At 49.2% G+C, this 15,007-nt stretch carries 15 protein-coding genes; all 15 read right to left on the bottom strand.

Features of this window, described 5'->3' with window-relative positions:
• Nucleotides 1–76: 76 nt before the first annotated feature.
• The 15 genes from recO to hrcA all read right to left on the bottom strand — a co-directional run bounded on the left by recO (nucleotide 77) and on the right by hrcA (nucleotide 14,934).
• Complete coding sequence (gene recO / locus PUP29_RS00900; RefSeq protein WP_353423575.1) at nucleotides 77–823, bottom strand: DNA repair protein RecO; 747 nt, start codon at nucleotides 821–823, stop codon at nucleotides 77–79.
• 48 nt (nucleotides 824–871) lie between these two features.
• Nucleotides 872–1,762 (bottom strand): GTPase Era, encoded by an 891-nt coding sequence (gene era / locus PUP29_RS00895; RefSeq protein ID WP_079547678.1) that lies wholly within the window; start codon nucleotides 1,760–1,762, stop codon nucleotides 872–874.
• A 13-nt stretch (nucleotides 1,763–1,775) separates the two neighbouring features.
• Nucleotides 1,776–2,522: a diacylglycerol kinase gene (locus PUP29_RS00890; RefSeq protein WP_079547679.1), complete on the bottom strand. Its 747-nt coding sequence runs from the start codon at nucleotides 2,520–2,522 to the stop codon at nucleotides 1,776–1,778.
• On the bottom strand, nucleotides 2,512–3,015 hold the full coding sequence (gene ybeY / locus PUP29_RS00885; protein WP_079547897.1) for an rRNA maturation RNase YbeY: 504 nt from the start codon (nucleotides 3,013–3,015) through the stop codon (nucleotides 2,512–2,514). Before ybeY ends, PUP29_RS00890 begins: the two co-directional genes overlap by 11 nt.
• On the bottom strand, nucleotides 2,996–5,257 hold the full coding sequence (locus PUP29_RS00880) for an HD family phosphohydrolase (RefSeq protein WP_079547680.1): 2,262 nt from the start codon (nucleotides 5,255–5,257) through the stop codon (nucleotides 2,996–2,998). The genes ybeY and PUP29_RS00880 overlap by 20 nt, the downstream gene beginning before the upstream one ends.
• 22 nt (nucleotides 5,258–5,279) lie before the next feature.
• Nucleotides 5,280–6,221 (bottom strand): PhoH family protein, encoded by a 942-nt coding sequence (locus tag PUP29_RS00875; protein WP_079547898.1) that lies wholly within the window; start codon nucleotides 6,219–6,221, stop codon nucleotides 5,280–5,282.
• 193 nt (nucleotides 6,222–6,414) lie between these two features.
• Nucleotides 6,415–6,588, bottom strand: coding sequence for a 30S ribosomal protein S21 (rpsU, locus tag PUP29_RS00870; RefSeq protein ID WP_046444557.1), 174 nt, complete (start codon nucleotides 6,586–6,588; stop codon nucleotides 6,415–6,417).
• Between the two features lie 133 nt (nucleotides 6,589–6,721).
• Complete coding sequence (locus tag PUP29_RS00865; RefSeq protein WP_079547681.1) at nucleotides 6,722–7,066, bottom strand: histidine triad nucleotide-binding protein; 345 nt, start codon at nucleotides 7,064–7,066, stop codon at nucleotides 6,722–6,724.
• A 16-nt stretch (nucleotides 7,067–7,082) separates the two neighbouring features.
• Nucleotides 7,083–8,351, bottom strand: a complete 1,269-nt coding sequence (mtaB, locus tag PUP29_RS00860; protein WP_353423574.1) for a tRNA (N(6)-L-threonylcarbamoyladenosine(37)-C(2))-methylthiotransferase MtaB — start codon at nucleotides 8,349–8,351, stop codon at nucleotides 7,083–7,085.
• Between the two features lies 1 nt (nucleotide 8,352).
• The gene (locus PUP29_RS00855) at nucleotides 8,353–9,087 is read right to left on the bottom strand and encodes a 16S rRNA (uracil(1498)-N(3))-methyltransferase (RefSeq protein WP_079547683.1); all 735 of its coding nucleotides are present in this window, start codon (nucleotides 9,085–9,087) and stop codon (nucleotides 8,353–8,355) included.
• The gene (gene prmA, locus PUP29_RS00850) at nucleotides 9,084–10,025 is read right to left on the bottom strand and encodes a 50S ribosomal protein L11 methyltransferase (RefSeq protein WP_079547684.1); all 942 of its coding nucleotides are present in this window, start codon (nucleotides 10,023–10,025) and stop codon (nucleotides 9,084–9,086) included. Before prmA ends, PUP29_RS00855 begins: the two co-directional genes overlap by 4 nt.
• 100 nt (nucleotides 10,026–10,125) lie before the next feature.
• A complete protein-coding gene (gene dnaJ, locus PUP29_RS00845) occupies nucleotides 10,126–11,238 on the bottom strand; it encodes a molecular chaperone DnaJ (RefSeq protein WP_353423572.1) in 1,113 nt (370 codons plus the stop codon).
• Nucleotides 11,239–11,340: 102 nt separating this feature from the next.
• Entirely contained in the window at nucleotides 11,341–13,224 is a 1,884-nt protein-coding gene (gene dnaK, locus PUP29_RS00840) for a molecular chaperone DnaK (protein ID WP_079547686.1), read from the bottom strand.
• 67 nt (nucleotides 13,225–13,291) lie between these two features.
• Complete coding sequence (gene grpE / locus PUP29_RS00835; protein WP_353423570.1) at nucleotides 13,292–13,873, bottom strand: nucleotide exchange factor GrpE; 582 nt, start codon at nucleotides 13,871–13,873, stop codon at nucleotides 13,292–13,294.
• 14 nt (nucleotides 13,874–13,887) lie between these two features.
• On the bottom strand, nucleotides 13,888–14,934 hold the full coding sequence (gene hrcA / locus PUP29_RS00830) for a heat-inducible transcriptional repressor HrcA (RefSeq protein ID WP_079547688.1): 1,047 nt from the start codon (nucleotides 14,932–14,934) through the stop codon (nucleotides 13,888–13,890).
• Nucleotides 14,935–15,007 lie beyond the last annotated feature (73 nt).

Genomic DNA, 15,007 nt, shown 5'->3' with positions numbered 1-15,007 from the left:
GCATCCCAATCAGCTCATGAAAAGCCACGTATATTATACATGATTAAATGTAATAAAACAACAAAAGATTACACTTTCACAAAGATTTTTCCCGGAAATATCTCATTGTTTTCAGGCGCAGATCCATCATGTTTTCAAGATACTGTTCCATCAATTCTATCGTTTCTTTCGCCTCTGCTTCATCAGCCGCCGCCTGCACAATATCCTGCGGCCTCGCTTTCCCCATCACTTCCAGCCCCGCGAGCATATTGCGCGAGACCGTGCGCACGCTTATATGAGGTGCACAGGCAGTACATATCTCACCGCCCTCTTCCAAGGAAAACGCCGCCGTTTCCCCGCCGTCCGCCGTTTCCCGCCCGCAGACCGCACACGTTCCCAGCGCCGGGAAGATCCCCATGCGCTCTACCGTCCGCGAAAGGAAATACGCAAGTGCCCGCGTACCGGAAAGCCTGTCCTGCTCCATCGCAAACAGAGAATATATCAGTGCCAAAAAAAGGTCCTCATAGTCGTCTGTGTTTTGAATGAGCTTATCCGCCAACTCCAGCATGACACAGGCCGCTGAAAACTTATCGTAATCATTTTGGACCCGGTAAAATTCCTGCTTCATGAGCGCCGCCGTAAGAAACAGCTTATCGTCTTTTTTATAAAACTCATATTCTCCGCAGGCAAGCGGCTGACAGGCCGTCGCAAGCTCGCTTTTTATTCTCCTCGCACCTCGTGCCTGTGCATGTATCCGTCCATGTGACCGCGAAAAAAGGGTCAATATCTTATCGTAATCTTTATAATCCACCGTGCGCAGTACGATACAGTAATGTTTTTCCACTCCAATATCCTCCACCACAGCGTGCATCAAATCAGCCGCCGGCAGCGCCTATTGCCTTTCATCATACCCTAAGGACCGCAGAACCAAAAGTTTGTTCCTCCAGTCCGGCTTTACTTTTACCCATACCTGAAGAAACACCTTTTCTCCAAACAGCAGCTGCATATCGGCGCGCGCTGCGGATGCGATCTTCTTCAGCATCCTGCCTCCCGCGCCAATAATGATCCCTTTATGGGAATCTTTCTCGCAATAAATCACCGCATCAATATGCGTAATATTTTTCCCCGCTTCCCGCTCAATCTTTTCCACAACTACGCCGATCCCGTGCGGTATCTCTTTCCCGATGCTTTTCAAAGCTTTTTCCCGAATAAACTCCGCTGCGAGCACCCGCTCCGGCTGGTCTGTAACCATATCGGCCGGATAATACATCGGACCCTCTATCAGATAGCACTTTAGATGCTCTATCAATCCTGCAAGTCCAAGCCTTTCCGCAGCAGATATCCGGAATACTTTTTCGCCATATTTTTCCAGTATCTTTTCCTGTTCCTCTATGCGCGCTTCATCGACTGCGTCTATCTTATTGAGCGCGATCACTAACGGCACTTCGCTTGCTGCAAGACGCGACAAGGCTGCCTCGTCCTTTTCCCGCACCCCCACCTTTGCATCTGCCACAAAAAGAACGGCATCGACTTCCCTCGCAGTTTGTTCGGCCGTCTTCAGCATAAATTCTCCCAATTTGTTTTTGGGACTCTGAAGGCCCGGTGTGTCCATAAAGACCATTTGATAATCCGCGCCTGTAAGGACGCCGGTAATACGATTCCTCGTAGTCTGCGGCTTCTTGGATACGATCGCTATCTTCGTTCCGATAAGCGCATTTAAAAGTGTAGATTTTCCCACATTCGGGCTGCCGGTAAGTGCTATAAAACCTGATTTGAAATCCATCTCTTTCTCCTGTTCAGCGTACGATCAGCTCACCGATCTCAAAAACCAGCACGGTGATCACGACCCCCATCAGCGCTCCCACCAATACCTCTGCAAATGTATGCACTTTCGTCTCCATGCGGCTTTCCGCGACGATCAGCGCCAATACTGCCGCAAATGTTGAGGCCACAGGGTCTGCTGAAACGAACGCGATCGCGGTAAACAGCGCAAAAGCAAAAGCCGTATGGCCGCTTGGCATCCCGCCCTGTATATAGTTTCCGCCCTTTTTCATAAAGCGCGACTTCATGACGATGACTGCCACAAATACCAGCATCAGGACCGCAAATGTAATGTATGCGGGCAAATTGTTGATATAACTTATCGATGCGTAAGAAAGTGTATACAGCTTCCGGAAAAAAACGAGATACCCAACGACGAGAGCGCTCATTGCGGCAACAAAAACGCCGCCGGCCGCGACATCCTTCGCAATGCGTGCAAGCTCGTTATATTCTCCCTTCGTCGCAATATCCACAACCGCTTCCACCGCCGTATTGAAAAGCTCTGCAAAAAAAACAAATGCGATGACCAGCACAAGCGCAATCATCTCAAAACGCGTTACCTGCGTGAGGAGCGCCGTGACCGTAACGACAGCGGCCAACGCCACATGTATTTTCATGTTGCGCTCCATCTTGAACGATTGCAGGAAGCCGTTTATTGCATGATTAAAGCTTCCTAAAAGCGACTTTTTCGGCCTGTACTTTTTCCCCTCGTTAGATTCCATCCTGCTCCCTGCCGATATTCACCGCCGCAAGAAGCGCCGCCTGTTTTTCCGTCATAACCGCTTCCTCTTCCTTCGTCATGTGGTCGTACCCCATGAGATGAAGCATCCCGTGGAGCGCTAAGAAAGCTATTTCCCGCTTCAAGCCGTGTCCATACTCCTCCGCCTGCTCCTGTGCCCGTTCTGCTGAGATCGCGATATCTCCCAGAAAAAGTGCCCCGTCTATATATTCCTTATCGATCAGTTTTTCTGCACACGCGGCCAAAGGAACAGAAAGGTCATAGGCGGGGAAAGACAGTACATCCGTCGCCCTGTCGATCCCGCGAAACTCCCTGTTCAGTTCCTGTATCCCTTCATTATCGGTAAACAACAGATTGAGGCATGCCTTTTCGGCAAGCTCTGAACGTTCTGCCGCTTCCAGAACAGCGCACACCCCGTCTGTGAGCTCAGCCGTTATCTCTATCTTGTTCTGCTCGTCAGAGAATGCTATCGTCATCTTCCGCTCCATGTATCTTTATTTCCGGATATTTGATCCGCTGATGGTATACTCCGTCAAAAATATTGATAAACGCCTCGGCAATCAACTTCAGATCCCGCCTGTTAAGCGGCGCGTGGTCAAGCTGTCCTTCATCATAACGCGCCTTGATCAATTTATGCACCATTGCCGCTATTTCTTCCCGTGAAGGATTATCTAAGCTGCGGACAGCCGCCTCCACTACGTCCGCAAGCATCACGATTGCCTGCTCTTTTGTTTCCGGAGGATTTCCCTCATACTGAAAATCTTCTTTTTTGGTATGCGGATCTGCTTTCAGAGCCTCCGCATAAAAATAGCCGACCGTTCCGCTGCCGTGATGATTATGCGCAATATCAATGATCTCACGCGGCATTTTATATTTGCGCAGCAGTTCAACGCCAGCCGGAACGTGCCGCCGTATGATCTCCGCGCTGCGTTCAGGCGTCAGAGAATCATGCATATTGATGTTGTTCCGTTGATTCTCTTTAAAATATAATGGATTCTCCACCTTGCCGATATCATGATAATAAGCCCCCACGCGCGCAAGCAAAGAGAAGCCCCCCACTGCATTGCAGCCTGCCTCTGCAAGATTTGCAACAAGGACGCTGTGGTGATACGTTCCCGGCGCTTCGATCATAAGACGTTTTGTAAGCGGGTGCGTCGGATCTGATAATTCAAGAAGCTTGGTCGGCGTCGTAAGCTTAAAAGCATTTTCGATCAGCGGAAGAACACCAATGCTTACGATCCCGCACAGTACGCCGCTCCCTGTTATCATAGCAATGCTCGAAAGCGTCTGCTGCAAATTCGGCGCTTGCTCAGAAAGCAGCGGCACCTGCGCCATCCAGATAAGCAAAGAGACCGCTACGCCGGGTATTGCCGCCACCAAGCCTGCAAGCACAAGCCGCGACCGATAGCGCATATCTTTCAAAATATAGACCGCAAAGAAGCCGCCTGTGAGCATAACAAGCAAAAGCATCAGGGAAGTCGTACTGAACAAATTCTGTCCGCCCGTCGTCACGCTCATCAAGAGTAAGGATAAAAATACGCTGTATACGATCGCATTTTTAGGTGAAAGCAGGACCGCTCCGAGAATAACGAATAAAAAGACGGGCACAAAATGAATCGCGACAAGCTGGGCAATCGAAGTCACTCCATAAGCGGCAGCTGTCAGAATCGCCAGAATTGCGATTTTTTTCGTATCAGTCAACAGTCTGCGATTGAACACCGCTAAAAAAACACCGTACATAACGAACATCAGGACAATATAGATCATAACGACGGCATACGGCTTGATCGAAGTCGATTCTGCCGTCAGCATTCCGAGGCTCTTCAGCATCTCGTATTGATCGTCTGTAACGACCTCGCCCTTGCGAACGATATTCTGCCCCTTTTTATACTCTACGGGAACGACCATCTGCGCGACTTCTTCACGTTTCTGCTGCGTCGCTTCCTCATCGAATACCATATTGGGATATAGATCGTTCATAATAACAGCAGTCGCCAGCTCCTTGGCGTCTGCTGTCATATCTGCTTGTCCCGTAACGGTTTCTGCCGCCTGTGCCTTTGCTTCGTCGATATCATCAGAGGATATCCCCGTATATAGAAGATCTTGGACTGCACCCGAGATAGAATCCTGTATCGCCGTCAGCTGACTGGCTGTCATGCTGATGATACTGTATAATTGCGAAGTCGTGACATAGTCCGGCAGAAGTGCTTTGAGGCTGTTAAAGTCCTCTTCCGTCAGAAGCGTATCCCATTCTACTTTTTCAGGATCAAACGGCTCCGCCGTATATGCCGTCGGCACCGGCACGGGCTGAGTCGGATTTGCAGCGTTGGCCTGTTCTGCGGCAGCGATCTCTTTTTCCACCTCTTGCCGTTTCGCTTCCTGCTCCGCACTATAACGTTCCTCTGCACCGGCGCGCGCTTCTTCAAACGCAACAAAATCTTCCGATATTTTTTTGACGATCTGCTGTGTCGTATTGGCGTCATTTTTATATACCGGTCCTACCTTCGCCTGCTCCTCTTCAATAACACGCTGCGTAGCGGCTTGATCGACCACATCCGCCGGAGCTGTGATGGTGATATCCGATATTTCTCCGCTGACAATGTCATAAGTTTGCGGCATAAGAGAAACAAGCGCGACAGCAATGCAAATCGCCAGCGATCCTGCGGCCATGAGCAGATTCATGACTGCTTTTTTTTGAAATGTTTTCCGAAAACCCATTCGTCAATCCTCAAGACTCGTCTTATACGATCGTATGTTTGCGCCTATTTTCATATTTTTCAAACGCTTTGATGATGCTTCTTACCAAAGGATGGCGTACGACATCCTTCTGGTCAAGCTGGAGCACCGCGATGTTTTTGATATCTTTCAGGATCTCAACCGCCTTTTTCAGCCCCGATGCACGCTCTTTGGGCAGGTCTATCTGGGTCACATCGCCCGTAACGACCACCTTGGAATTTTCTCCAAAACGCGTAAGGAACATTTTTATCTGTTCCATCGTACAGTTTTGCGCCTCATCCAAAATAATAAATGCATCGTTTAATGTCCTGCCCCGCATATAGGCAAGCGGTGCCACCTCGATCGCTCCTTTCTCAGACAGACGCGCATAAGCATCCGTTCCCATAAAATCATAAAGAGCATCGTAAAGCGGCCGCAGATATGGATCCACTTTATTTTGCAGATCCCCCGGCAAAAATCCCAAATTCTCACCCGCTTCTACAGCAGGTCTTGTCAGTATGATACGCGATACCTGTTTATTTTTCAACGCGACGACTGCCATTGCCATAGCAAGATAGGTCTTTCCCGTTCCGGCGGGGCCAATGCATATCACTACGGTATTGTCCCGTATCGCTTTGATATATTCCTTCTGGCCATAGGATTTGCATTTGATTTGTTTCCCCTTGGCGGTAATTGCTACTACGTCTGACATCATTTCATTTACAAGTTCTTGCTGTCCATCGTGAACAAGGTCAAACGCATAGTTGACGGAATCCTGATCGATCGTTTCGTTTTTCCCATACATCTTCTTTAAAACTTCGATTACATCTGCAGCGGTCTGCGCTTTTTTTGCTTCTCCTGTGATCCTGATCCCATGCTCAGTCGCCCGGATCGCCGTTTCTGTCTCTGCCGAAATAATATTGATATTCTCATCAAAGTTTCCAAAGACACCAGCCATCTGCTCCATGTTGTCAAATGAAATATCTATTTGTGTTTCAGCCAAATTAAACGCTTCCTCCTGACTTCATACCCATATATGCATAGTACCACATTTTCTTCAAAAAGCCCACACCTATTTCCGTTTAAAAAAACAGGCCGCCTCGTCTGCACGAGGGGCCCGTCATGTTTTGAAAATAGTCAGCGCATAAGCCGCTTTAAGCTCAATGCTTTCTTTTTCTAGCTGCTTCTGCTTTCTTTTTTCTCTTTACACTGGGTTTTTCATAATGCTCACGTTTCCGGATCTCAGCCAGAACTCCTGCTCTTGCGCATTTACGCTTGAATCTTCTCAGAGCACTTTCCAGTGTTTCGTTTTCGCCTACGCGTATCTCAGACATTGATCTCCCCTCCTCCCGTACTCGGTTTTCATGCTGCCATAAAAACTGGGAGTTATTTCATACCCCTGTATTATAGTAAAATCGTCTCATTCTGTCAACAGCTAATTCATAGCTCCGATCTTTCCGCATCGTTTCAGCCGGGCGGCCATTCCATATATCTCCCGCCCAGAAGATGCATGTGAAGATGGTGAACGGTCTGCCCGCCGTTTTCTCCCGTATTGAAAACGAGCCGGAAACCATCCGCGGCTATTTTCTGTGTCTCCGCGATTTTTTGTGCCGCACGTACCATAGCGTCTAAATATTCAAAATCTTCTTCCGATACTTCGAGAATACTTTTGATGTGCTTTTTAGGGATCACCAAAATGTGCACCGGCGCCTTGGGGTCAATATCGGTAAACGCATATACCCTCTCGTCTTCATATATTTTGTTCGAGGGGATCTCCCCTGCTATGATCTTGCAAAACAAGCAATCTTCCATCCTTCGGCCTCCTCGCTTATCTTTTCCCATACAGTATACCATTTTCGCAACGCTGCAGCAAAACTTTTTCCAATGCTCCGGGAATACCGTCCGCATGCACTCGCAAATAGCGGTCTGTATATCCTTCTGCCATACCGTCGCCTGCCGCCTGTTCAAACAGGACATCCTGCACCGTTCCTATAAACCGCTCCGCATAATTATATTCCAGCTGTTTTCCAAGCTCGATCAAATCATTCGCGCGTTCGCGCCGGACAGAAACGGGAATTTTCTCTTCCATTCTTTCGGCAGGCGTTCCTTTACGCTCCGAATAGGGAAACACATGGATTCTGGAAAATTGCTGTTCCTCCAAAAAACGGCGTGTTTCCTGAAATTCCTGCTCAGTCTCTCCGGGAAAGCCGGTAATCACATCCGTCGTGACGGCAGGGCAGTCATACGTTCTGCGGATCGTATCCAAATATCCCGCGAATTGCGATGCAGTATATTTCCTGTTCATTCGCTTCAAAACGGAACTGCTCCCGCTCTGGAGCGATATATGAAAATGCGGACATACTTTTCCGAGCGTTTTGAGCCTACACACGAAATCCTCCGTCAGGATATGCGGTTCAAGGGAACCAAGACGTATCCGCCGAATCCCGGAAATCGAATCAAGTCTGTGCAGTAAGTCAAAGAGTTCTTCCCCGGTATCCTCCCCATAAGACGAAATGTGTATCCCCGTCAGCACGATCTCCTGCACGCCAGCCTCCGCAAGCCCCTGTGCCTCCGCATAAATCCCGCCTGAGCCGCGCGACCGCACTCTGCCGCGCACATAGGGGATAATACAATAGCTGCAAAAATTATTACAGCCCTCCTGTATTTTGATATATCCGCGCGTCAATTCTCCTGCCGTTTTTACCCGCAATTCCTCATATACACTGCCAATCTCCTGCACACCGTCTACCCGCTTCCCGTCAAGACACTCCCGAACGATAGCAACGATCTGTCTGCGCCGTTCCGTTCCGATCACCGCGCTGACTCCCTCTGTTTTCAGAAGCGCTTCGCCGTCCCGCTGAGCCAGACAACCGCATACACAAATAATGGCGCCGGGATGGCTTTTGTGCAGGCGCCGAATCATATTACGCGATTTTTTATCTGCAGCGTTCGTCACCGTGCAGGTGTTGATGAGATAGACATCCGCTTCCTCATGAAACCCTACCCGCTGAAATCCCGCTTCTTCAAGCAGCTCCATCATTGCATTTGTATCATATTGGTTCACTTTGCATCCAAGCGTATATGCAGCTGCTTTCATTTTATTCCTTCTCCATGAATTCATAGCCTATCATTGCAGCAGCGGCAAGTCCCGCTGTTTCTGCACGCAATATCCTCTTCCCGAGCGAGCATGAAACTGCTCCGTATTCCTTCAGCACGCTGATTTCTTCCTTCGAAAATCCGCCTTCAGGCCCAATGAACAATGCTATCTGCATCGAGTCAGCCTTTTTCAGCGCCCTCTTCAGCGTCCGTTTTTTTTCGTCCTCATAAGCAACTAAAATCGTTCCGCCAAGGCTGCATGCAGCTTTGGCCGCTTCTCTAAACGGTAGGATATCCGTTACCTCCGGAACGATGGAACGCCCGCACTGCTTTGCCGCTTCCAGAGCGATCCTATTCTCACGTTCCACAAGCTTTCGCGCCGCTTTTTCGTCCGGACGCTTCACACAACGCTCGCTGATAAACGGCATAAATCTATATACGCCGGCTTCTGTGCACTTTTGTATGGCATAATCCAGATGATCGCTTTTCAGTACTGCCTGAAATAAAACGATCCTGACCGGCAGCTCCCGGTCTGAAGGCTTTCGCTCTATGATATCTACAACTACGCTTTCCGCACCTATTCGTGTTATCGTTCCAATGCAATCGACTCCGCTGCCGTCAAACAGAATAAGCATATCGCCCGGCTGCATGCGCAGAACGCGGGAAATATGCTTTGCTTCCGTTCCTGTTATAGCAACCTGCCGTCCGGCGATATCCGGCCAAAAGAAGCGTCTCATCCTCTATACTTGCAGGCGATCGCCCGCCATTCTCCATCCTCTAAAATCTGTATGACCTTATAGCCCTCTTCCTCCAGAGACTTGCGCACATCTCCAAGCCGGGAATCAATGATGCCGGAGCAGATATACATTCCATTGCGCTTCATATATTTCTGCGCTTTTCCGTTCAGAGCGATCACAACGTCTGCAATGATATTAGCGACAACGATATCTGCCTGCGTTCCCTCGGGCACCTCCGTCAAAAGATCAGACCTCTTCGCCTCTATTACGTCCGCACAGCCGTTACGTTCTGCATTTTCCGCAGTTACATCTACTGCGACCGGATCAAGATCGAGCGCGTATACTTTTTCTGCGCCGAATTTTGCCGCTGCGACGGAAAGAATGCCGCTGCCGCAGCCGGCATCGATCACCCGCATTCCCGGTTCCATATATTCTTCTAAAAAACGCACGCACATGCGCGTCGTCTCATGGTTTCCCGTTCCAAACGCCATTCCCGGATCGATCTCGATCACGATCTCGTCCTGTCCGGCCGAATATTCCTCCCATGTCGGTTTGATCACTACAAAATCAGATATCTTGACCGGTTTGAAATATGCTTTCCACGCATTTGCCCAATCCTCTTCGCGCACAGTTTGGGTAATGATCTCAAGAGTTCCGAGCGGCAGGCCGATATCCATCCCCTTCACATCACGCACCCGTTCCTTAATATCTGCCAGTACCTCCTGTTCGCTACCGTCGCATGGAAAAAACGCCGTTACGCAAAACGGGACTTTTTCCAATACTTCTTCATCCAAATAGTCCCATGGAAGCCCGCCCTTTGAGCATGCCTCATTATCTCCTTCTATAGAAACGCCTTTCGCTCCTGCTTCCATCAATAACGCGGAAAAGATCTCCTCCGCTTCTTTTTGTGTCCGTATTCCTATTTTCAGCCAATCCATATCTGATTGCACCTCGCATATTGTATTTTATTATTATACTCGCAAATCTTTTGTCAATGCAACAAAAAAAGAGCGGCGGCCCGCTCTTTTCTTTATTTTATCAAAATGCATCGTTTGGTTTTGTGAAAGACGTTTCCTTATCCTTCGTCCGTATCTTATCCTCAAATTCACGCAGTATTTTCTTCTGCCGCTCGTTCAGCTTTTTGGGGATCTGCACATTGGCCCGCACATAAAGGTCGCCCACACGGTTCGAATTCAGATACTGTATTCCCTTGTTCTTCAGTCTGAATACCGTACCCGGCTGCGTTCCCGCATCGATTTTATATCGTACTTTCCCATCGAGCGTAGGCACCTCTACTTCATCGCCGAGCGCCGCCTGCATCATCGTGATGCTCATATCCAGATAAAGATCGTTTCCAAGACGCTCAAACAGCTTATGCGGCTTTACCGAGACTACGATCTGCAAATCACCGGCCGGACCTCCCCGCTTTCCCGCATTTCCTTCGCCGCGCATCGTAAGGATCTGACCGTTATCGATCCCCGCCGGAATGTTGACTGCGATCGTGCGCTGGCGCTGTATGGTTCCTTTGCCCTTGCATTTTTCACACGGCGTATCCACGATCGTTCCTTCTCCGCCGCAGGTCCGGCAGGGCTGCACATTTACAAAGCTCCCGAACATCGTCTGCTGCTGTACGCGCTCCTGCCCCGTTCCATTGCAGGTAGGGCAGGTCCTCCGCTCCGTTCCCTTTGCAGCTCCTGTTCCGCTGCATTCATCGCATTGTTCGAGCCGCGTTATGGTAATATCATGTTTTATACCGTGCGCTGCGTCTTCAAATGAAAGCCGCATGTTCACCCGGATATCGCTTCCGCGCTGCGGTCCGTTTGCCGGACGGCTCCGCATACCGCCTCCGAAAATATTATCAAAAATATCTCCAAAACCGCCGAAACCTTCAAAGCCGCCGAAGCCGCCCTGACCGCCGAAGCCGCCTGCATTTCCGTCCGCCGTTCCGAAAGTGTCATATTGTCTGCGCTTCTGGTCGTCGCTCAATACCTGATAAGCCTCGTTCACTTCCTTGAATTTCTGCGCCGCTCCTTCATCGCCTTTATTCAGGTCTGGATGGTATTTTTTTGCAAGCTTTCTGTATGCGCTTTTGATCTCGTCCGCACTTGCGTCTCGTCCGACTCCAAGCGTTTCATAATAATCCTTAGCCAAAATCTATGATACCTCTTCCATTTCATTCTGAAAAATCCTCAAAAGCCAAAGTATAATACTCTGGCTTTTTGAGGAATTCCAGCACACATAACTCAACGGCGCTTATTTTTTATCTTCGTCCTTTTTGTCGTCATCTACGACTTCATAGTCCGCGTCTACCACATTGTCATCCTTTTTCGCCCCGCCGTTCGGGTCATAGTTGGGATCGAAGCCCGCACCGCCCTGTGCTCCGCCTGCTGCATTCGGGTCTCCGCCTGCCTGCTGATAAATCTTTCCGAAAGTATCGAACGAAACCTTCTGCAGCTTTTCTGTCGCAGATTTGATCGTATCCGGATTATTTGTTTTAAGCGCTTCTTTTGCAGCTGCTACTTCATCCTCTATCTTTTTCTTATCCTCTTTCGGCACCTTATCTCCGAGGTCTTTCAGCGTCTTTTCCGTTTGGTAAATCAGAGAATCCGCATTGTTGCGCGCCTCTACCTCTTCCTTGCGCTTCTCGTCCTCTGCTGCGAACTTTTCAGCTTCTTTAACGGCCTTGTCGATTTCTTCATCCGAAAGATTCGTAGAAGCTGTGATCGTGATCTTCTGCTCTTTCCCGGTCCCCATATCCTTTGCAGACACGTTTACGATGCCGTTTGCATCGATATCAAAGGTGACTTCGATCTGCGGTACACCGCGCGGAGCGGGAGCGATGCCTGTCAGCGTAAACCGTCCAAGGGTTTTATTTGCCGCGGCCATTTCGCGTTCGCCCTGCAATACGTGGATCTCTACGCTGGTCTGCCCATCCGCTGCCGTCGAGAAGATCTGACTCTTTTTCGCCGGGATCGTCGTGTTCCGGTCGATCAGCTTCGTGCAGATACCGCCCATCGTTTCGATGCCGAGCGAAAGCGGCGTAACGTCAAGCAGCAGTACATCCTTTACCTCGCCGCCCAATACGCCTGCTTGGATCGCTGCGCCCATTGCAACGCATTCATCCGGATTGATTCCCTTAAAAGGTTCTTTTCCTGTGATCCTCTTGACCATATCCTGTACTGCGGGGATACGGGAAGATCCGCCTACCAGCAGCACCTTATCGATATCTGAATTGCTGATGCCTGCATCTTTGATTGCACTTGAGGTCGGTCCCTCCGTTGCCGCAACCAAGTCTGCCGTAAGCTCATCGAACTTCGCACGCGACAAATTGAGATCAAGATGCTTCGGGCCTGTCGCATCCGCCGTAATAAACGGCAGATTGATGTTTGTCTGCATCACGCCGGAAAGCTCTATTTTCGCTTTTTCAGCCGCCTCTTTCAACCGCTGCATTGCAATCTTATCGCCGCCGAGGTCTATCCCATTGCTCTTCTTGAATTCTTCTACCATCCACTGTACGATCTTATCATCAAAATCATCGCCGCCAAGGCGGTTATTTCCACTCGTTGCAAGAACTTCAATAACGCCGTCGCCAATCTCCAGAAGCGATACGTCGAACGTGCCGCCGCCAAGGTCATATACCAAAACTTTCTGATTGTTGTCCTTTTCCAGTCCATAAGCAAGCGCTGCTGCCGTCGGCTCATTTACGATACGCAGAACTTCAAGACCTGCTATCTTGCCCGCGTCCTTTGTTGCCTGACGCTGTGAATCCGAAAAATAAGCCGGAACAGTAATGACCGCCTGTGTCACCGTCTCACCGAGATATGCTTCCGCATCCGATTTCAGTTTCTGCAGAATCATTGCAGATATTTCCTGCGGAGAATATGCTTTCCCATCGATCGTAACTTTCCTGTCTGTCCCCATATCGCGCTTGATCGACATAACGGTATGGTCGGGGTTCGTTACCGCCTGACGCTTCGCTACCTGTCCGATCAGTCTTTCTCCGTTGTTCGAAAACGCAACGACGGACGGCGTTGTTCTTGCTCCTTCTGCGTTTGGTATTACGACGGCTTCTCCGCCTTCCATAACTGCTACGCAGGAATTTGTTGTTCCAAGGTCGATTCCGATTACTTTACCCATTTATAAAAACCTCCTGTAAATGTTTTTCACTTCTTTGTTATCAAACAAGGCTTACGCCTGTTTCTGCTTATTTAGCCACTTTCACCATGGAGTGCCGAAGCACTTTTCCGTTCAGGCTATAGCCCTTTTGCAATACCTCGATGATCTGATTTGTTTCATATCCCTCCTCTTCCGCCTGCATGACTGCATTGTGGAATTCCGGGTCAAACTGCCCCTCCGCAGGGATCTCCTCTACTCCAAGGCTTTTCAGAGAATCCTGCATCTGCCGCATGATCATTTTCATGCCCTCGAGGAAAGCTTCATCTCCGCATTCGGCTACGAGTGCGCGCTCAAAATTATCAAGGATCGGCAGGACTGCCATAACAGTGTCTGCTACACCGTTTTGAAAAGACGTCGCGGCAAGAGCGGCATTCCGCTTTTTATAATTTTCAAAGTCGGCGCGTTCCCGCTGCAGCGCGTTCAGATATTCGTCCTTTTCTGCTTCCAGCTTTTTCAGCTTCTCTTGTGTCTTATCCTTTTTGGGAGCGGACTTATGCTTAGCTGCTTTTTTTTCTTGCGGCTGTTCCTCCTCCGCTGTCTTTTTCTGCTCTTGTTCCTGCTCTTCCTCAGCAGCCTGACCAGCCTGCTTCTTTTCCTGTTCTTCCGCCAATTTTCTTACCTGCCTTATTTTTTATTCTCTGTATTTTCTGTTTGCAGCAAACACGAAAGAATGTCGCTCAAACTCATTCCGACATATTTTAATACAGACAGCACCCTGCCGTAATCCATCCGCGTAGGTCCTATCACGCCGAACGAACCGATTTTTTCCCCGCCGATCTTATAGGTCGCCGTTACGATACTCATATCCTTAAAATCGTCATAGGGGTTCTCTTTTCCGATCCTGATTGAAAATTCAAGGTCGGTCGCCGCGGACATCACTTTATATAAAACGTCTTTTGTCTCCAAAAGCTGCAGGAAATGCTGCGCCTTGCTGACATCCTTATATTCCGGGTAGTTAAAAATATTCTGTGCGCCGCCGAATACCATTTCTTTCTTTTCCCTGTTCAGATTGATGGCATCCAACACCTCGCCCATGATAAGCTTCTGCTCCTTCAGGCTGTCCATACAGGAGTTCCGGATCACTTCCTCCGCTTCCGAAAGAGAGAGATTCTGCACCCGCTCTGTCAGCATATTCGACAGGAGCTCCAATTGATGCATATCCATCGCAAGAGGGATATTGATCATCTTATCCTGCACGAGACCGTTATCCGTAACAAAAATGAGTATCCCTTTCGTTTCCGTGATCTTTACGATCTGTATTCTCTTGAGTCTTACGCTTTCAAGATTCGGGGCCGTTACCATCGATATATGCTTTGTTGCATCCGACAGCGCCTTTGCCGCCGATGTAAGCACCTCACTGATCTCGTCTACGCGTGTGTCAAAGTAATTGCGGATAAACATCGCCTCGTCTTTTGTGATACGGTCTATGTGCATCAGCCGGTCTACATACAGCCGGTACGCCCTGTCGCTCGGCGTTCTTCCCGCCGAAGTGTGCGGCTGTTCGAGAAAGCCCATTTCTTCAAGGTCCGCCATCTCGTTGCGGATCGTCGCCGGGCTGTAATCAAGCTCCGGTTTTTTGGACAGCGTACGCGAGCCCACCGGGATACCGGTATCGATATAATCATCGATAATCGCTTTTAATATTTTCAGTTTTCTGTCCGATAGTTCCATAGTCCGGCGCGCCCTCCTTTCCGCGCTTATCTCTGCACAAATTAGATATATACACAAAAAATCGGCTCTAAAC

The sequence above is a fragment of the Christensenella massiliensis genome (assembly GCF_040409835.1).
Taxonomy (GTDB): Bacteria; Bacillota; Clostridia; order Christensenellales; family Christensenellaceae; genus Christensenella; species Christensenella massiliensis.
This window is presented reverse-complemented; position numbering and strand designations above follow the sequence as displayed.

Coding starts and splice junctions, on each gene's coding strand:
- era (WP_079547678.1), bottom strand. CDS start 1,762: ATGGATTTCAAATCAGGTTTTATAGCACTTACCGGCAGCCCGAATGTG.
- PUP29_RS00890 (WP_079547679.1), bottom strand. CDS start 2,522: ATGGAATCTAACGAGGGGAAAAAGTACAGGCCGAAAAAGTCGCTTTTA.
- ybeY (WP_079547897.1), bottom strand. CDS start 3,015: ATGACGATAGCATTCTCTGACGAGCAGAACAAGATAGAGATAACGGCT.
- PUP29_RS00880 (WP_079547680.1), bottom strand. CDS start 5,257: ATGGGTTTTCGGAAAACATTTCAAAAAAAAGCAGTCATGAATCTGCTC.
- PUP29_RS00875 (WP_079547898.1), bottom strand. CDS start 6,221: ATGGAGCAGATGGCTGGTGTCTTTGGAAACTTTGATGAGAATATCAAT.
- rpsU (WP_046444557.1), bottom strand. CDS start 6,588: ATGTCTGAGATACGCGTAGGCGAAAACGAAACACTGGAAAGTGCTCTG.
- PUP29_RS00865 (WP_079547681.1), bottom strand. CDS start 7,066: ATGGAAGATTGCTTGTTTTGCAAGATCATAGCAGGGGAGATCCCCTCG.
- mtaB (WP_353423574.1), bottom strand. CDS start 8,351: ATGAAAGCAGCTGCATATACGCTTGGATGCAAAGTGAACCAATATGAT.
- PUP29_RS00855 (WP_079547683.1), bottom strand. CDS start 9,087: ATGAGACGCTTCTTTTGGCCGGATATCGCCGGACGGCAGGTTGCTATA.
- prmA (WP_079547684.1), bottom strand. CDS start 10,025: ATGGATTGGCTGAAAATAGGAATACGGACACAAAAAGAAGCGGAGGAG.
- dnaK (WP_079547686.1), bottom strand. CDS start 13,224: ATGGGTAAAGTAATCGGAATCGACCTTGGAACAACAAATTCCTGCGTA.
- hrcA (WP_079547688.1), bottom strand. CDS start 14,934: ATGGAACTATCGGACAGAAAACTGAAAATATTAAAAGCGATTATCGAT.